The organism is Pseudomonas sp. M2(2023), assembly GCF_030263955.1.
Lineage (GTDB): Bacteria > Pseudomonadota > Gammaproteobacteria > Pseudomonadales > Pseudomonadaceae > Aquipseudomonas > Aquipseudomonas asiatica.
Map to the genome: position 1 here is coordinate 3,993,823 of NZ_CP127114.1, position 18,466 is coordinate 4,012,288.

16 protein-coding genes are annotated in these 18,466 nt (G+C 61.6%); all 16 read right to left on the minus strand.

Annotated elements, in window-relative coordinates:
• Window positions 1-130 precede the first annotated feature (130 nt).
• The gene (gene fliJ, locus QN085_RS18425; RefSeq protein WP_023661010.1) at window positions 131-583 is read right to left on the minus strand and encodes a flagellar export protein FliJ; all 453 of its coding nucleotides are present in this window, start codon (window positions 581-583) and stop codon (window positions 131-133) included.
• A 6-nt stretch (window positions 584-589) separates the two neighbouring features.
• Window positions 590-1,945, minus strand: coding sequence for a flagellar protein export ATPase FliI (gene fliI / locus QN085_RS18430; RefSeq protein WP_013973602.1), 1,356 nt, complete (start codon window positions 1,943-1,945; stop codon window positions 590-592).
• Window positions 1,935-2,717: a flagellar assembly protein FliH gene (gene fliH / locus QN085_RS18435; RefSeq protein WP_285687739.1), complete on the minus strand. Its 783-nt coding sequence runs from the start codon at window positions 2,715-2,717 to the stop codon at window positions 1,935-1,937. The genes fliI and fliH overlap by 11 nt, the downstream gene beginning before the upstream one ends.
• Before the next feature lie 161 nt (window positions 2,718-2,878).
• On the minus strand, window positions 2,879-3,898 hold the full coding sequence (gene fliG / locus QN085_RS18440; protein WP_013973604.1) for a flagellar motor switch protein FliG: 1,020 nt from the start codon (window positions 3,896-3,898) through the stop codon (window positions 2,879-2,881).
• Window positions 3,891-5,669 carry a flagellar basal-body MS-ring/collar protein FliF gene (gene fliF, locus QN085_RS18445; RefSeq protein ID WP_013973605.1) on the minus strand — a complete coding sequence of 593 codons (1,779 nt, stop codon included), beginning with the start codon at window positions 5,667-5,669 and terminating at the stop codon, window positions 3,891-3,893. Before fliF ends, fliG begins: the two co-directional genes overlap by 8 nt.
• Window positions 5,670-5,684: 15 nt before the next feature.
• Complete coding sequence (gene fliE, locus QN085_RS18450) at window positions 5,685-6,017, minus strand: flagellar hook-basal body complex protein FliE (protein WP_013973606.1); 333 nt, start codon at window positions 6,015-6,017, stop codon at window positions 5,685-5,687.
• Window positions 6,018-6,238: 221 nt separating this feature from the next.
• Window positions 6,239-7,594 (minus strand): sigma-54-dependent transcriptional regulator, encoded by a 1,356-nt coding sequence (locus QN085_RS18455; RefSeq protein ID WP_100412941.1) that lies wholly within the window; start codon window positions 7,592-7,594, stop codon window positions 6,239-6,241.
• A complete protein-coding gene (locus tag QN085_RS18460) occupies window positions 7,594-8,811 on the minus strand; it encodes a sensor histidine kinase (protein WP_023661009.1) in 1,218 nt (405 codons plus the stop codon). The genes QN085_RS18455 and QN085_RS18460 overlap by 1 nt, the downstream gene beginning before the upstream one ends.
• A gap of 210 nt (window positions 8,812-9,021) precedes the next feature.
• Complete coding sequence (fleQ, locus tag QN085_RS18465) at window positions 9,022-10,497, minus strand: transcriptional regulator FleQ (protein ID WP_015271222.1); 1,476 nt, start codon at window positions 10,495-10,497, stop codon at window positions 9,022-9,024.
• 167 nt (window positions 10,498-10,664) lie between these two features.
• Window positions 10,665-10,958 carry a flagellar protein FliT gene (gene fliT / locus QN085_RS18470; protein WP_023661008.1) on the minus strand — a complete coding sequence of 98 codons (294 nt, stop codon included), beginning with the start codon at window positions 10,956-10,958 and terminating at the stop codon, window positions 10,665-10,667.
• Window positions 10,959-10,976: 18 nt separating this feature from the next.
• A complete protein-coding gene (fliS, locus tag QN085_RS18475) occupies window positions 10,977-11,372 on the minus strand; it encodes a flagellar export chaperone FliS (protein WP_023661007.1) in 396 nt (131 codons plus the stop codon).
• Between the two features lie 82 nt (window positions 11,373-11,454).
• Window positions 11,455-12,804 (minus strand): flagellar filament capping protein FliD, encoded by a 1,350-nt coding sequence (fliD, locus tag QN085_RS18480; RefSeq protein WP_023661006.1) that lies wholly within the window; start codon window positions 12,802-12,804, stop codon window positions 11,455-11,457.
• 81 nt (window positions 12,805-12,885) lie between these two features.
• The gene (locus QN085_RS18485; protein ID WP_023661005.1) at window positions 12,886-13,236 is read right to left on the minus strand and encodes a flagellar protein FlaG; all 351 of its coding nucleotides are present in this window, start codon (window positions 13,234-13,236) and stop codon (window positions 12,886-12,888) included.
• Window positions 13,237-13,313: 77 nt separating this feature from the next.
• Entirely contained in the window at window positions 13,314-15,008 is a 1,695-nt protein-coding gene (locus QN085_RS18490) for a flagellin N-terminal helical domain-containing protein (RefSeq protein WP_023661004.1), read from the minus strand.
• A 461-nt stretch (window positions 15,009-15,469) separates the two neighbouring features.
• Window positions 15,470-16,399, minus strand: a complete 930-nt coding sequence (locus QN085_RS18495) for a ketoacyl-ACP synthase III (protein WP_023661003.1) — start codon at window positions 16,397-16,399, stop codon at window positions 15,470-15,472.
• Between the two features lie 494 nt (window positions 16,400-16,893).
• A complete protein-coding gene (locus tag QN085_RS18500) occupies window positions 16,894-18,459 on the minus strand; it encodes a flagellar hook-associated protein 3 (RefSeq protein WP_023661002.1) in 1,566 nt (521 codons plus the stop codon).
• Window positions 18,460-18,466 lie beyond the last annotated feature (7 nt).

Consider the following 18,466-nt stretch of genomic DNA (forward strand, 5'->3'; position numbering starts at 1 on the left):
GGGTGGCAAGCATGTGGGCTGCCTGTCCCGGCCTCTTCGCGGGTGAACCCGCTCCCACAGGACCTTCACAAATTCGAATCCTGCGCCGTGCCTGTGGGAGCGGGTTTACCCGCGAAGAGGCCAGTACAGGCTATAGGTGACTCTGCCGCGGCAGGCGTTGTGACAGCTCGTCGAGCAGGCGCTGCTCGCGCTTGTCTTCGGCCCGCCGGGCTTCCTCCAGATAGCGCTGTACCAGCTTGCGCAGGCCTTCCACCCGGGCATAGGCCTGCTGCCAGGTGCCGCGGGCGTTGTTGAGGTTGTTCTGGTGCCAGACCAGGCTCTGGCGCTGCTGAGTCATGGCCGTTTCCAGCTGCCCGAGGAAGCGCTGGTAATTGACCAGCCAGCTACCGTTTACCCCCTGCCCGCCGCGGTTGATCCACTGCAGCTGGTAATCCTCGCGAAACCGCTCGAGCTCGGCCAGCTTGGCCTGGGCAGTGGCCACCTGCTGCTGGAACTGCCCAAGGCGCTGCGCCGCCTTGCGCTCGGCCTCTTCGGCCATGTCCACCACCGGCGCCAGGCGCGCGGCACGTCCAGGCAGCGCCATGGCTTATCAGCCTGCCGGGGGCGTGAAGATCGCCCCCAGCTGGTCGCGGCTTTGCGCCATGCCCACGTTCTCGCGCAGGCCCTGGCGCAGAAACTCCACCAGCTTCGACTGCAGGGCAATGGCCAGATCGGTTTCCGGGTCGCCACCCGCCACGTAGGCACCCACACTGATCAGGTCACGGCTTTGCGACAGGCGCGACCACAGCTGCTTGAACTTTTGCGCCTGGCGCAAATGGTCGGCATCGACCACCTGAGGCATGACCCGACTGATCGAGGCTTCGATGTCGATAGCCGGGTAATGGCCTTCCTCGGCCAACCGCCGCGACAGCACGAAGTGGCCATCGAGCACACCACGCGCCGAGTCGGCAATCGGGTCCTGCTGGTCGTCACCCTCGGACAACACAGTGTAGAACGCGGTGATCGAACCACCGCCTGGCTCGCCGTTGCCGGCCCGCTCCACCAGCTTGGGCAGCTTGGCGAACACCGACGGCGGGTAACCCCGGGTGGCCGGCGGCTCGCCGATGGCGAGGGCAATTTCACGCTGGGCCTGGGCGAAACGAGTCAGCGAGTCCATCAGCAACAGCACGTTCTTGCCCTTGTCGCGGAAGTACTCGGCGATACGTGTGCAGTACATGGCGGCGCGCAGGCGCATCAGCGGCGCATCGTCGGCGGGCGAAGCGACCACAACCGAGCGCTTGAGGCCTTCCTCACCAAGGATATGCTCGATGAATTCCTTGACCTCGCGGCCCCGCTCACCGATCAGGCCGACGACGATGATTTCGGCTTCGGTGAAGCGGGTCATCATGCCCAGCAACACCGACTTGCCCACGCCGGTACCGGCGAACAAGCCCAGGCGCTGGCCGCGACCGACGGTGAGCAGGCCATTGATGCTGCGGATACCCACATCCAGCGGTTTGCTGATGGGGTCGCGGTTCAACGGGTTGATCACCGGGCCGTCCATCGGCACCCAGTCCTCGGCCTTCATCCCGCCCTTGCCATCCAGCGCACGGCCGGCGCCGTCGAGCACCCGGCCGAGCATGCTCATGCCCATGGGCAGGCGGCCGCCGTCATCCAGCGGCACCACCCGGGCGCCGGGAGCGATGCCGACGATGCTGCCGACCGGCATGAGGAATACCTTGGGCCCGGCAAAACCCATGACTTCGGCTTCCACCTGCACCGGGTGATAACTGTCGTCGTTGATTACCAGGCAGCGGCTGCCGACTGCAGCGCGCAGGCCTTCGGCTTCCAGGGTGAGGCCAACCATGCGCAGCAGGCGGCCTTCGACGATGGGCTGGGCCGGCAGTTCGATGGCCTCGGCATAACTGCCCAGGCGTTTGCCGAAGCTGGTGCGTTCAAGGTGCATCCGGGGTATCCACCAGGCTGTCCAGATCAATGGACATATCCGCTGCCGCCGGGTACAGCGAATGGTCGTGCAACTGATCGAACAGTTGCGCCACGGCTTTCTCGATGCGGGTTTCCATGGTCGCGTCGATGCGGCTGTGCGCGGTCTCGATACGGCAGCCGCCTGGTAGCAGCGCGCTGTCCTCGAGCAGCCGCCAGCTTTCCTCATGGCGCTCGCGCAGGGCCTTGGCCAGCTCGAAATCCTGCGGGTTGAGATGGATGCGGATATTGTCCGCGCCCATGGGCAGCAGCTTGAGCGCTTCGCGCAGTACCTGGGTGATCTGGCTGGAATCACTCCGCAGTTCGCGACCGATTACCTGACGGGTCATGTGAGCAACCAGGTGGACCAGGGCCTTCTCGATCTGCGTGTCTTGCTCGGCGATCGGCTCCATCAGGTTGGTCATCAGCCGGTCGAGGCTTTCCAGTTTGGTCTTCAGGGCCTCTTCGGCTTCCTGGCGGACCTTGAGCTGGGTGCTATGGAAGCCCTCGCGCTCACCGGTGGCAAAGCCTTCGTTGTAGGCTTCCTGGCGGATGGCCTCGAGTTCTTCCAGGGTCAGTGGCTGGACTTCTTCCAGCGGCACTTCCTCGACTTCTTCCTCGACTACCTCGGGCTCCGGCTCCGGTTCGGGCTCAGCCTCGGGTTCCGGGTCGAAGCTGGGCAGCGCCCATACGTCCACGCCTTCGAGGTCGCGGGCGCGGATCAGGTCGCTGGGGTGATGTTCTTTGGTGGGCATGCTGTCATGTTCTCAAACCATGTTCAGCCGACACGGTCCCTGTGGGAGCGGGTTCACCCGCGAATGCGTCGGCAGCGACAACCTCTATCGCCAGGTCCGACGCCTTCGCGGGTAAACCCGCTCCCACAAGGGGCGGCGTCGGCCTTCAGATCGCGAAGACCTTAGATCATTTCCTCGGCACCCTTGCCGCCGAGCACGATCTCGCCGGCCTCGGCCATGCGGCGGGCGATGGTGAGGATTTCCTTCTGCGCCGTTTCCACGTCGCTGACCCGCACCGGCCCCTTGGCCTCCAGGTCGTCGCGCAACAGCTCCGAGGCACGTTTGGACATGTTCTTGAAGATCTTGTCCTTGACCCGCTCGTCGGCGCCCTTGAGCGATACCACCAGCACGTCGGACGAGACTTCGCGCAGCAGCGCCTGGATGCCACGGTCGTCGACATCGGCCAGGTTGTTGAAGACGAACATCAGGTCTTCGATCTGCTCCGACAGGTCGCTGTCGATCTCGCGGATCGCGTCCATCAGCGCACCTTCCACCGAGCTGTCGAGGAAGTTCATGATGTCGGCGGCGCGCTTGATGCCACCCAAGGTGGTACGTGCCGCGTTGGAATTGCCCGAGAACTGCTTCTCGAGGATCTGGTTCAGCTCCTTCAACGCCGCCGGTTGCACAGTGTTCAGCGACGACACGCGCAGGACGATGTCCAGGCGCACCTTGTGGTCGAAGTTGCTCAGCACTTCGCCGGCCTGGTCGGGGTCGAGGTAGGCGACCACGATGGCCTGGATCTGCGGGTGCTCGTAGCGGATCACATCGGCAACGGCGCGCGGCTCCATCCACTTGAGGCTGTCCAGGCCACTGGTGTTGCCACCGAGCAGGATGCGGTCGACCAGGCCGTTGGCCTTGTCCTCGCCCAGTGCCTGGTTGAGCATCTTGCGGATGTAGGCATCGGAGCCCACGCCCAGGCTGGTCTGGTCGCCGACGATTTCGACGAACTCGCTCATCACCTGCTCGACCTGGTCACGGTGCACATTGCCCATCTGGGCCATGGCCACACCCACCCGCTGTACTTCCTTTGGCCCCATGTGCCGCAGCACCTGGGCCGCGTCGGTCTCGCCCAAAGAAAGCAGGAGGATTGCCGCCTTGTCGACGCGGCTCAGCTTGGCGGTAACGGCTCGGTTGTCACTCATCGGCGTTGATCCACTCTTTCACGACCTGGGCAACGCGGCCCGGGTCTTCGGCCACCAGGCCTTTGATTGCGTTGAGCTGTGCCTCGTAACCCTCGCTGGGGCTAGGCAGCAGAATGCTTGTCGGGCCACCCAGAGTGACGCGGTCGTTGGCCAGTTCGCCATCCAGACCCATCATGCCGCCCAGCTCCATGTCGCTGTCCGGGGCAGCCTGCTTGCCGCCCCCTGTAATATTGTTCAGTACCGGCCGCAACACACCGAATACCAGTACCAGGATGAACACCACGCCCAGCACCTGCTTGACGATGTCCCAGAACCACGGCTGCTGGTAGAAGGCGATATCGGCGATCTCTTCGCCACGGTCGGCGGCGAACGGCACGTTGATCACCGTCACGCTGTCGCCACGGCTGGCATCGAAGCCGACCGCGTCCTGTACCAGGCGCGTGAAGCGTGCCAGGTCCTCGGCGCCCCAAGGCGCACGGGTGGTGTCGCCGGTGGCCGGGTCGATCTTGACCTGATCGTCCACCACTACCGCCACCGACAGGCGGGTCATGCGCCCCTGCTGCTGGCGGGTATGGCTGATGGAGCGGTCGAGCTCGAAGTTCTTGGTACTCTGCTGACGTTTATCCGACGGATACGGCGCAAGCATAGGCTGGCCGGTGGCCGGGTCCATGATCTGCTGACCATTGGCATCCACCAGCGGCTGGCCTGGCTGGATGGCAGCAGCCGGCGTGGCGGCGCCACCGGTTGTCTGCGGTGCCGATGCAGCGCCTGGCGGCTGGTTGCTCAGCGCGCCAGGCACGCCTTGCGGGCCTTGGCTGCTGGCACGTTGTTCATCGACCGATTGCTCGCTGCGCAGTGCCGGCTGGTCGGGGTTGAACTGCTCGGAGGTGGACTCGACCGCGCTGAAGTCCAGGTCGGCAGACACTTCGGCCTTGTAGCGGTCATTGCCCAGCACCGGCTGCAGGATGTTGTGTACCCGCTGGGTGAGCATGCTTTCTACCCGGCGGCTGTAGTCGAACTGCTTGCCTGCCTGGGTCAGGGCGGTGTCCTGGATCTGCTCGGACAGCAGGTTGCCCTTCTGGTCGACTACTGTGACCTGGGACTTGTCCAGTTCCGGCACGCTGGTGGCGACCAGGTTGACGATGGCCATCACCTGCCCTGCTTCCAGGGCACGGCCCGGGTACAACTCGACCAGTACCGAGGCGCTGGGCTTGCGTTCGTCACGCACGAACACCGAGCTTTTCGGAATGGCCAGGTGCACGCGCGCGCCCTTGACGTTGTTCAGGCTGGACACGGTACGCGCCAGCTCGCCTTCCAGGCTGCGACGGTAACGGGTGGCTTCCATGAACTGGCTGGTGCCCAGGCCCTGCTCCTTGTCGAGCAGCTCGAAACCGACGTTGCCATCGCTTGGCGCCACCCCGGCGGCCGCCAGTTTCAGGCGCGCACGGGAGAGGTCGTCGGCCTTGACAAGCAGAGCCCCGGAGTTGGGCTCGACGTTGTAGGGGATGTCGGCGGCGGCCAGGGTATCCATGACCTGCTTGGTGTCCATGCCGGCCAGGCTGCCGTACAGCGGACGGTAATCGGGTTGTTGCGACCACAGCACCACGGCAAAGCCGATCGCCACGCTGGCAGCCAGGCCGACCATGAGGCCGATCTGACGCAGCATGGGCATCTGCGCGATGTTTTCCAGAAACGCCATGCCGAACAGCGGCGGCTTGGCCGCGGGCGGGCCGCTCTTGGCAGGGGCGTTGTCGACGACTGCTTCAGCCATGGTTTACGTCCGTCCTCAAACCGGCATCTGCATGATGTCCTGGTACGCCTGGACCAGCTTGTTGCGTACCTGGGTCAGGGCCTGCATCGACACGCTGGCCTTTTGCGAAGCGATCATCACGTCGGTCAGGTCGACGCCACTCTTGCCGATCTCGAAAGCGTTGGCCAGTTGGGTCGAAGCCTGCTGAGTCTCATGCACCTTGCCGATGGCCTGGCCGAGCATGTCGGCAAAGGTACTCTGCCCCGGTGCCAGCTCGGGGGCGGCGGCCACCTTGGGCAGCGACATGGCATCGGCCTGCATGGCCCGCATGTCCAACATCAGACGATTGAATTCAACACCTTGGCTCATGACCCTTCTCTCTCCTGCGGCCGCATTTTTTTGACAGTGATGCGGCGGATAGCCAACCTAAAGCAACAAAGGTGCCAGCCTACAGGGTTCAGGCAACATAGCCCTGTGGGAGCGGGTTCACCCGCGAAGAATGCGACACGGTGTATGGCACCGGCTTCGCCGGTGTTCGCGGGCAAACCCGCTCCCACAAGGGTCGCACGCGCAGCAGGATGCGGTATCAATCAGCCGAACAGGCTGGCCTCGACGTCAAACCCGGCATCGCGCATCTGCGCCAGCTTGTAGCGCAAGGTACGCGGGCTTATCCCCAGGCGTTCGGCCGCCTCCTTGCGGCGGCCGCGCTCGGCTCGCAGGGTGTCGATGATCATCTGGTACTCATGACGACGCATGTCATCGCCCAGCCCGCCAGCCTCGGTCACCACCTCGAGCGATGGCTCTGTGCCAGCTGACAATGGAATGGCGCCCGCCAGACAGAAATCCGCCGCCTCAATCACCCCACCCTGCTGCAGGATCAACGCCCGCTGCAGGGCATTGTCCAGTTCGCGTACGTTGCCCGGCCAGGCGTACGCCTGCAGGCAATCCTGTGCCTGGGGCGACAGGCGCACCGGGGCATGCTTCATCTTGGCCACGTGGCGCGCCAACAAGCGCTCGGCCAGTTGCAGGATGTCACCTGGGCGCTCGCGCAGCGGGCGCCAGGCCAGAGGGAACACCGACAGGCGATAGTACAGGTCTTCACGAAAACGCCCGGCAGCCACTTCGCCAGCCAGGTCACGGTTGGTGGTGGCCAGCACACGGATATCCAGGCTGATCGGCTTGCGCCCGCCGACCCGCTCCACCTCGCGCTCCTGCAGCACACGCAAAAGCTTGGCCTGCAAAGCCATCGGCATTTCCGAGATTTCATCGAGCAGCAAGGTGCCACCCTCGGCCTGCTCGAACTTGCCGACCTGGGCGGCAATGGCGCCAGTGAAGGCGCCCTTCTCGTGGCCGAACAGGGTGGCCTCGAGCATGTTGTCGGGGATGGCCGCACAGTTGATCGCCACGAAGGGTTGAGCCGCGCGCGCCGACTGTTGGTGGATATAGCGCGCCAGCACTTCCTTGCCGGTGCCGGACTCGCCCGAAATCAGCACGGTCGAGTCACTGCGCGCCACGCGGGCGGCCAGCTCCAGCAACTGTCGGCTGGCTGGCTCGCAAGCCACCGGGCCTTCTTCTTCAGCCACGCGCCCGGCGGCATGCCGCTCGACCAGGCTGAGCAATGCCTTGGGCTCGAACGGCTTGACCAGATAGTCGGCAGCCCCTTGGCGCATCGCCTCGACGGCGCGCTCCACCGCGGCATGCGCAGTCATCAGCAACACGGGCAGTTGCGGTTGCTGGCGGCGCAGCCGGGCCAGCAGTTGGTGCCCATCCATGCCAGGCATGTTCACATCGCTGACCACCAGGCTGAAGGCCTCCTCCAGCACCGCTTCCAACGCTTCTTCGGCACTGCCTACCGCCTGGTAGGCGAAACCGCCGATTTCCAGGGTATCGCCCAGCGCCTGGCGCAATACACGGTCGTCCTCGACCAGCAGCACCTTGATCGTCATTACATGCCCTCCGCCAGCTGCCCACCGATCAACGGCAGCTCCACCCGCACACAGGTGCCACGGCCAACCTTGGAGCGCAGGCGCAGCGTACCTTGGTGCGCACGCACCACGGCCTTGACCACGGCCAGGCCCAAGCCGGTGCCAGTGGCCTTGGTGGTCAGGAACGGCTCGCCCAGACGACCGAGCAGGTCGGCATCTATGCCACTGCCGGCGTCGCTTACACACAGATGCAGGCTGCGCTCGCGGCGGAACAGGTGCACCTTCAGGCGCGCCGGGCCGTCGCTGGCTTGCAGCGCATTTTCGATCAGGTTGAGCAATGCACCAATCAAGGTGTCCCGGTTGCACAGCAGCTCACCCAGGTGGCTGTCGCACTGCCAGCGCACGGCGTGCCCTTGCACATGCGCCTGGGCAGCCTGCTGCAGAGCCTGGAACAGGGCTTTTGGCGTGACTCGATCACCCAGCGGCAGCTCGCCACGGGCGAATACCAACATGTCGCGCACCTGATGCTCCAGCTCGTGCAGGCGCTCCTTCAGGGTGCCGGCAAAGCGCTGGCGGGTTTCCGCGCCCAGGTCTTGTTCGGGGTCAGCCAAGTGGCTGGCATAGAGCATTGCCGCCGTCAGCGGCGTGCGGATCTGGTGCGCCAGCGAGGCGACCATGCGCCCCAGCGACGACAGACGCTCGTGGCGAGCCAATTGGTCCTGCAGGCGACGGGTTTCGGTCAGGTCGTTGAGCAACACCAATTGGCCAGGTTCGGCATCCAGCGAGCGAGTGGCAATGGACAGGCGGCGGCCATCGCGCAGCGAGACTTCGTGGCCGTCATCCTTGCGTGGGGCAAAGCTGCGGGCGATCACCTGGCGCCACAGCTGGCCGACCAGCGGCTCGCCGAGCAATTCGCAGGCTGCCGGGTTGGCTTCGCGTACCAGGCCCTGGCCATCGATCACGATCACCCCGCCGGGCAGCAGGTCCAACAGGTTTTGCAGGCGGTTGGCCAGGCGTTCCTTTTCGCTCAGTTCATCGATGCGCTGGGCGCTGACCACCGCCAGCTCGCCCTTGAGCTCGCTGACCCGGGCCTCCAGCAGGCTGTAGGACTGACTCAACTGGCTGGACACCTGATTGAACAGGGCGAAGGCCTGCTCGACACCCTGGCGACTGTCCTGCTCGATCGGGGTTTGCCCCTGCGGATCGGGGGCTCGGATTACGTGGGCGGCCTGGGGCATCTTGCTCTCTCGCGTGGCTGACCGTCATAAAAACGGTGTGTTACCAGCGGTGTAGCAATAGCCGTGCCGGAGATAGGGATTTGGGTTGGCTGTGCCGGCCCCTTCGCGGGTGAACCCGCTCCTACAGGGATATCATCGAATCAAGCTGTGCATCGTTCCTGTGGGGGCGGGCGTGCCCGCGAAGAGGCCGGTACAGACAACCGCCAGGCGTCAATCCTCCGCCTGCTCCTCGCCGCCTTGGCGGCTCATGCCGTACTTGCGCATTTTCTCGACCAGGGTGGTGCGGCGAATGCGCAAACGTTCAGCTGCGCGCGCAACGATACCGTTGGCATCGTCCAGCGCCTGCTGGATCAGGCCCTGCTCCAGGCTGCCCAGGTAATCCTTCAGGTCCAGGCCTTCAGGTGGCAGCATGGCGTGGTTGCTGAAGTTCGGCGTATGGCCGTTGATCGCCACGCGCTCTTCCAGGTCGCTGCGCAGGCTGTCGACCATCTGCTCGTCTTCGTCATCGACGTAACGGAATTTCTTCGGCAGCTCGGAAACGCCAATCACCCCGTACGGGTGCATGATCGCCATGCGCTCGACCAGGTTGGCCAGCTCACGTACGTTGCCCGGCCAGCCATGGCGACACAGCGACATGATCGACGCGGAGTTGAAGCGGATGGACCCGCGCTTCTCGTGCTCCATGCGCGAGATCAGCTCGTTCATCAGCAGCGGGATGTCTTCCACCCGCTCACGCAGCGGCGCCATCTCGATGGGGAACACGTTCAGGCGGTAGTACAGGTCTTCGCGGAACGTACCCTCCTCGATCATGGTCTCGAGGTTCTTGTGGGTCGCGGCAATGATGCGCACATCGATGCTCTGGGTCTTGTTGCTGCCCACGCGCTCGAAAGTACGCTCCTGCAGCACACGCAACAGCTTGACCTGCATCGGCAACGGCATGTCGCCGATTTCGTCAAGGAACAGGGTACCGCCGTTGGCCAGCTCGAAGCGCCCGGCACGGCTGGTGATCGCCCCGGTGAAGGCGCCCTTCTCGTGGCCGAACAGTTCGCTTTCCAGCAGCTCGGCCGGGATCGCACCGCAGTTGACCGGCACGAACGGCGCTTCGCGGCGTTTGGAATGGTAGTGCAGGTTGCGCGCGACCACTTCCTTGCCGGTGCCGGACTCACCCAGGATCAGCACGCTGGCATCGGTATCGGCCACTTGCTGCATCATCTGCCGCACGTGCTGAATGGCACGGCTGGTGCCGACCAGGCTGCGGAACAGGTTGGGTTCGCGCTGGCGACCACGCTCGCGCGCCTGGTCGTACATCTCGCGATAGACCTGGGCACGGTGCAGCGAATCCAGCAGCTGGCTGTAGCTTGGCGGCATTTCCAGGTTGGAAAGCACCCGGCGGCGAAGGTCTTCCGGGAACTCCGCAGAAGAAATTTCACCTAAAAGCAGAACCGGAAGGAACTCATCCCACCCAGTCACTGTCTTAACGAGCCCAAGCACACTGCCCGGGGCATTTACAGTGCCGATAAGCACGCACAGCACTTCGCGACTCGAAGACAACGGCTCGACCACTTGCTGCCAGTCCTGGCTGGAGCAAGCGAGGTTTTCTTCGCCGAGGAAGTTAAGCACCACCGCCAGGTCGCGGCGGCGTGCGCTGTCGTCGTCGATCAGCAGAATCTTGGTTTCACGCCACATGCAATAGCAACTTCCCTAGTCATATCGGCGCCCGAGGGCGTGCTCGACATCATTCCGACTGAATGGTCAGTGTTCGGACGTCTGAAATTCGAAAACAGCCACTAGTAAAGTCAAAAACTTAAAGGCAGTCAAATTTATGGCGCCGAAGCGTTGCATTCTGGCCAGCTTCAGCTGAACAGATGGTATACCTTTGTGGCGTGTTTCGCTTGGTTGATATTCGACATTTGTGTGACCAACGATTGACGCTCGTCACTTGCAACGTCGATTAGCTGACGATAAACCGCCATCAACGCTTCCAGATTAGCCCGCACGGCGGCTTCATCCCCCTGCCCCTCCTGCAGCACTTCATCCATCAGCGCCCGACACGCCAGGTCGAGCTCACCAATGGCCGCCCAGTCGCGCGCTTGCAGGGCCTGGCTCAGGGCCAGACGGGTATCTTCAATTTGCTGCAACGCGCTCATAGGGGTGTCCTCAGGGTGTTATTGCTCGGCGGAGGCGATGGCGTCCCAGCCGCTTTTCACAGTGATCATCAGCTGTGCGACTTCATCGATAATTGCCGGGTCGCTGTGCAGGTTGGCCTGGGTCAGTCGACGGGCCATGTAGTCGTACAGGCTGTCCAGGCGGTCCAGTTCGTCCGGGTTGTCGGTCTTTTCCTTGTCCAGGCCTTCACGCAGGCCGCCGATGATGTCGATGGCCTTGCCCAGCATCATCCCTTTCTGCGCCACGTCGCCGCGCGCGATCGCACCCTTGGCCTGGGCCATGCGATCGAGCGAGCCTTCCATCAACATCTGCACCAAGCGGTGCGGAGTGGCTTCGGAAATCTGAGCGTGTGAATTGACCTTCTGGTACTGGCGAAGGGCTCTCATCGGGTGCATGGGGGATCCTCAGTGAACGGGGCTGCTGGACAGGGGCCGCATACTTACTACATCGGCCCTGCCCCGGCTTTCTTTAGTGCGGTCAGTCGTCGCTGTTGGCTTTGTTCAGTGCATTCAGCGTGCTCATGACGCTGTCGCTGGTGGCCTTGAGCTGGGCAACCATGGTGTCCATGGCGTTGTATTTCTTGGTCAGGGTTTCGGTCAGCGACTCGATACGGCGGTCCAGGGCGGTTTGCGATTCTTCAAGCTCTTTGAGCTGAGAGCTAAGGCTCGTTTGCCGCGAAGCAAGAATACCACCTGACTTTGCGTAATCCTCGGTTGCCGTGGTCATGCGAGTCAGCAAGCCATCTTTACCAGTAAACAGCACACTGATGTCGGCACCATAGGCCTTTACGGCGGTATTCCACTTTGTCTCGTTCAGCTCAAGCAAGCCAGTTTTCTGAACGGTATTGATACCCAGTTGCGAAAGCGTGCGCAAACCGCCCTCACCCACGGAGCGCGTCAACTCACTGCGAATGGAGTTGACCATTGAACGCATCGTCGCATCCCCCGTCAGTGCGGCACCGGTAGCACTGGTATCACTGGACGTAACTTTTGTGACACTATTGATCGACGTCATAAGGGCGTTGTAAGCCGAGATGAACGACTGCACCGACGTTTTCAGCGTATCCGTATTACTGGATACAGAAAGCGATGACTTACCCTCTTTGACCATCTCGATGGTCAGACCGCTGACCGCATCAGTTACGGTATTTGAGGCAGACTCAAGCGCCAAGCCATCCAACGTGTACTTTGCATTCTGCGGTACTGCGATAACTTTAGTGTCGGCCGCGAGATCAGAGGTACCGCTCAACGTCAAATCGGTGCCCGCCCCCATCTTTGTTGAGGAAAACACCAGACGCGAACCACTGGCATCGGTCACGATGTTGGCCGTAACCCCTTTGGACTGCAACTGGCTATTGATGCTGTCACGCGCTTGTTGGAGCGTTGCTCCATCAGCGATATTGACGTTGTAAGTATTTGCACCCTGACCGATGGTCAGGGCTTGCGCCTGACCAGAGCTATTAACCACAGTGGAGTTGCCACCATAAACCTTGGTCGAAATCTTCGACGCCGTGGCCAGCTGCGTAATTTCCAAGGCATACGTGCCCGATGACACACCATCAGCAATGGTCATCTTGGCGACTGCGGTATCAGAAGAAGTTGCACTCAACCCATTGAAACTGGTGGCAGTGTTGAGTTTTGCGATGGCGGAGCGGTAAGTGTCAAGCGCACTTTTGACAGTACCAATGGCGGACAACGATGTGGTTGCCTTCTGGGTCTGGGTGTTGATCTGCGACTGCTTGGGTGCCTTTTCGGCAGAAGCCAGCGCCGCGACGATCTCGTCGATTTTAAGACCCGATCCCAGGCCGGTAATGGTTGAACTCGCCATCTCTCACGCTCCTTATACGGTGACCGTCGAATTCTCGACGAAAACGCATCCCTGCCGCTTTACAACAAAAGCCGTGCCAACTCAGGCCTGGATATCGAACAACAGGCTGTTGGCATCCTTCAGATTTTTCGCCAGTTTCAGCGCCACTTCGGAGGGCAGCTGTCGAATGACTTCGCCACTTTGGCGGGCAATGACCTTGACCACCACCTGGCCGGTGGAGTCATCGATCGAAAAGTCGAGTTGTCGCTCTGAAGCCTTGACGAAGTCCTGTATGGCGCTCACGGCGGTTTCCAGCTCTTCCCGAGCTACAGGCTTGGATTCTTTGGCGACAGACTCATTCGCCGCCTGTTCGCCGGCTTGCCGCTTGCTCGATGTGGTGTCGGGCGCAGCGGAGGCGGGATAGGACAGGCCCAGTTTCACGCTCATATCCATGTCTTACACCTCTTTTACTTGAAAAGACGAAAGGGTACGTCGCCGTACCCTTCGTCAAAACTACTTAGCTTTCGGTTTTAGCCCAGCAGTTTCAGTACCGACGATGGGAGCTGGTTGGCCTGGGACAGGATCGCGGTGGATGCCTGTTGCAGGGTTTGCTGCTTGGTCAGCTCAGCGGTTTCGGCAGCAAAGTCGGCGTCCTGTACACGGCTGCGGGCAGCAGTGGAGTTTTCCGAGATGCTCTGCAGGTTGGCAACGGTGCTGTTGAAACGGTTTTGCACAGCACCCAACTGGGCGCGCTGACTGTCAACTTGCTGGATTGCTGCATCCAGAGACTGGATAGCCTGCTGCGATGAAGCAGCGCTCAAGATGCTCAGGTCAGACACCGAAGTCTGGGTTTCAGCAGCGTTAGTGGTGCCATCAACCAGACCCAAGTCGCCCAGAGAGCCCTTGCCACCGGCTGTGATGGTGATGTCCGACTTACCGGACAGAACCAGCTTGCCATCGTCAGTCTTGGTCGCGGTCACGCCAGTGCTTGCGCTGTTGATAGCGGAAACTACGGCATCCAAGTCGCTGCCTTTGGCAATTTTGACTTCAGTCGAACCGATTTTTAGGGAGGTGTCGGCAGTCAGTTTCACATCAGTGGTACCACTGGTCAGACCCAGTTGAGCCAGGGAGCCGCTGTTGGTGCCAGCACCATCTTCCAGCTTGATTTTGGAACCATCTTTCGAAGTAATGGAGATGCGACCGTCAGCAATAGTTGCGTCGGAAACGCCGGCAATTGCCTTCATCTGATTGAGCACATCATCCACAGTATTAGTAGTACCGTTCCAACTCACCGCAACACCGTTCAGCTTGAACGAACCGGCGCTAGGTGGGATAGAGGCAGTATCAGTATTCGTACTCTTGGTACCAGCAGTAAGACCAAATTTGGCCACATCAGCACCGGAAATGGAAACTGGGCCGGCTGGGTTGGTCAGGGTAAGCGCACCAGTACCACCTGCAGCTGCAGTAAAGCCAGTCACACCGGCAGCTACAACTTGGGTTTGAATGGCGGTAGCGATCTTCGCCATAGTGTCATCAGCCGCAGTCAGCGTGATGTCAACACCATTGACGCTGAGCTTCTCGTTACCAGTAGGCACGAAGTCGGCAGTAGCCAAACCGGTAACAGCAGTGCTGCCCAGAGTCGTAGTACCCCCAGTCAGGCTCGCAGCCATCCCCGACATGTTACCGCCATTGACAGTAGCGGTGCTGTAGGAGCCCTTCAGACCAGTGGCGCTCAGGTCACTCATACCGAACGAGATGGTTTCGTTGGCGTTGGCGCCGACCTGGAACGAGGTGCTGCCGAACGAGCCGTCCAACAGGTTACGGCCACCAAAGGTGGTGGTGCTGGCGATACGATTCAGTTCGCCGGTCAGTGCGGTGAATTCTTGCTGCAGGGAAGCACGGTCATCGTCGCTGTTCGAGCCGTTGGCCGATTGCAGGGCCAGTTCGCGCATGCGCTGCAAGATGTTGGTCGACTCCTGCATCGCGCCCTCAGCGGTTTGGGCGATGGAGATACCGTCGTTGGCGTTTTTCACGCCGACGGCCAGACCTTTGATCTGACTGGTCAGACGGTTGGAAATTTGCAGGCCAGCGGCATCGTCTTTGGCGCTATTGATTTTCAGGCCAGAGGACAGACGGGACATCGAGGTACCCAGCGCGTCGGAAGCACGGGTCAGGTTCTTCTGAACGCCCAAGGAGGTGATGTTGGTGTTAACGGTCAAAGCCATGACGAATTCCTCGTTGTATGGATACTGCGGCTTCCGGCCCTGGCGACAGCCGGGTGTGGCCTAGAGAACCTTCGTAATAGTTATCGTCGGGTGTGCGGGTTGCTTGAGGGCGTTTTTGAAAAAAAAATGCTGGCATGGGGCCAGCCCTGAGAAATCAAGGGGTTAAGGGCGGTTTATTGGCGTCAAAAACCGTGTACGAGCAGGCTAAATGCCATACCCCAGTAGCACCATCGTCCCCGTGTGGGAGCGGGTTTACCCGCGAAGAAAGCGACGCGGTGATTGGCACCGGCTTCGCCGGTGTTCGCGGGTGAACCCGCTCCTACAGGGAGTGGCGCAGGTTTTCAGGTTTTTGAGCTGGACAGTTGCCTCACAGAGCCTGAAGTGGGGCGAGACATTTTTTTCAGGTATAAAAAAAGCGCCGGGCGGTGGCCGCCGGGCGCTTTTTTTGGACTGCTGGGGGATCAGTCGCGGTACAGGATGGCCGAGCCCCACGACAAGCCCACGCCAAAGCCGCTGATCGCCACGCGCTTCCAGCTGCCGTCGAGCATGTGCTTCTGCAGCAGCAGCGGCACGCTGGAAGAAACGGTGTTACCGGTTTCCAGCATGTCCTTGACGAACTTTTCCGGATGGTTCTCTTCGAAACGCCGGGCCACGGCATCGACAATCGCCGCACTGCCCTGGTGGATGCAGAAGGCATCGATATCCGACGACTTCAGGCCGCTGGCATCCAGCAGCTCGTGCAGATGCGCCGGCACCTTGACCAGAGCAAAGTTGAACACCTGGCGGCCGTTCATGAAGAACTTGCCATCACTCACCTTGAGGTGCTCGGCACCGGAACCGTCGGTACCGAAGCGCGCCTGGCCCAGGTTCCAGACCGCGTTTTCACCCATCCAGGTAGCCGTGGCAGCATCACCGAACAACATGGTGGTGTTGCGGTCTTCGGGGTCGACGATCTTCGAATACGGGTCGGCGGTGATCAGCAGGCCGTTCTTCAGCCCCGCCGCTTCCATGAAGCCCTTGATGGCATACAAGCCGTACACGTAGCCGGAGCAGCCCAGCGACACGTCGAACGCCGCCACGCGGGTAGACAGCCCGAGCTTGCTCTGGACGATGGCGGCAGTGTGCGGCAGGCCTTCTTCGTCACCGTTCTGGGTGACCACGATCAGCGCATCGATCGATTGCGGGTCGAGGTCGGGATTACTGGCGAACAGCGCCTGGGCGGCTTCCACGCACAGGTCGGAGGTTTCCTGCTCGGCGGCCTTGCGCGGCAGGAACGATGCGCCGATCTTGCCGAACATGAACTCTTCGTCCTTGCCGAACTTCGCACCCTGGACATAGTTGTCCAGGCCAGCGGTGGGCACGTAACTCGCGATGCTTTTGATGCCAATCATTCTGGCTTCCCAATGAAAACAGCCAAAGACCACCACTCGATGAATTGAGGGCGCCAAATACCGGAGCGTCACCACTGGGGGTTGAAGGCAGTGTTCGCCTGCGCACCGGTAACAAAATGCTGCAACAGCTGTTGCATAGAATACAGGGAAGATGACCGTTTTGACTCATTGGTCACATTGAAATGCTACGAAAGCCGTGCGGAAGGTGTGGGGGACTTGGGGAATTCGGGGAGTGACCGAACAGACACAACACCTGCGGGGTAGCTTCTGACGCGTAAGTCAGCAAAAAGCATCCACAACTAAGTGGGATCCTGAAACCTGATCGACACCTGTGGGAGCGGGTTCACCCGCGAAGCAGGCGACGCGGTGGATGGCACCGGCTGCGCCGGTGTTCGCGGGTAAACCCGCTCCCACGGGGATCGCGCCAGCTTCCAGAAATTGAGCAGGGCAGCAGCGCCCACTAGGGCGAGCGCTCCAGCCTGCCAGGCGCCCGATCAGATCTTGTCGAACAGGCTCAGCTGTGAAATACGCGCAAAGGCCAGCTGCGAGGCTTCGAGCATGGCCTGCTGCAGCGTCAGCTGGATGGTCGCCGAAGCCATGTCGGTATCGCCGATAGCGCTTTGCGTGCTTTTGTTGGCCAAGCCCAGGCTTTCGTTCTCCTGCGCCTGAATTTCCAGCGAGTTGGCCCGTGCACCGATGGAGCCACGGGTAATGTCGATGCGGTCACGGGCACTGGCCAGGTTGGAGATCGCCGAGTCGGTGGCAGTTTTCAGCGCAGCCTGCGCCTCTGGCGAGTCAAGGGGCTTTTCCAGGGCACTGCGCAGCTGACCCAGGGTGTCCAGCACGTTCTGTGAGCGGTGGGTATTGGCATTGACCGAGAACTGGTCACCCTGGGCTGGTGCGCTGTCGAACTGGTAGGTAACGCCGGCCACCGTGATCGCATTGCCCGCTCCTAGTGTACCGGAGGCAATAGGCTTGCTATCGGCAGAGTACGGCTGCGCATACAGCGAATACTCCGTATCACTGGTGAAGCGGATCACCGCACCGTTGCTCGGGAAGGTGCTGCGGTAGGCATCAGGGTCAGTGATACTGGTACCGGTTACCTGCGCGGTCGATGGGTTACCAGCGCTGCGGGTGGCAGTCAGGGTGTCTGGCTTGGCTTCGAGGGTGAAAACGTGGCCCGCCACCACGGCGTCGGCATCATCGCCCTCCGCCAGGTTCAGGTTGATTTCGAAGTCGACGCCCCGCAGCGAAATCATCTTGCCGCCTTCGGTGTTGACGTCGAACTTGCCCTTGCCCGCCGTTTCGGTGGTGATGTCGTTGCCGGCTGCGTCCTTCACGCTGTACTCGGTGGCACTGGTGAATGTGACGGTATAAGGCTGGCCAGCAGCAAACTGGTTGCTGTAGGTGGTGGCCGACGTCAGCAGGCCGCCAGAGAGCAGCACCTTGCCATCATCCGGCGACGGTGCCACCAGGTTCGACTGGGTGCGGCTGTTGTTGGTGGCCTGGTCGAAAATGCTGTAGCCGGTGTCGTTGGTCGCCAGGCGCAGGGTGTCGGACACCTGCAGGCTCAGCTGGGTCTGGTCGCCCTGGTAACTGTAGGTGCCGTCGGCGCTGCGCACATAGGGTGGGGTCGACGACTTGGAGCCGCCAAACATGTAGTCGCCGTTGGCGTCGCGCGAGTTCAGCAGACCGAAGACGTTGGCTTCGATTTCCTTGATCTCACTGGCAATCGAGGTACGGTCGGCATCGCTCAGGCCACCGTTGCCGGCCTGGATCGCCAACTCGCTGGCGCGCTGCAGGGCATCGTTGATGGTCGACAGCACGCTCTCTTCCTGCAACAGGGCGTTCTTGACTGTGGTCATGTTGCCGCTGTACTGGTCCAGCAAGGCGCTCTGTTGCTGCAACACTAGCAGGCGCGCAGCGCCGACCGGGTCGTCGCCGGCCGACTGGATGCGCGACTTGGAGGTAACCTGTTCGGTGATCTTGGCCAGGTTGGAGTAGTTCTGCGAGTAGCCGGTGGCGCTGGTCTCGTAGAACTGAGCAGTGGAAATGCGCACGGTAGTC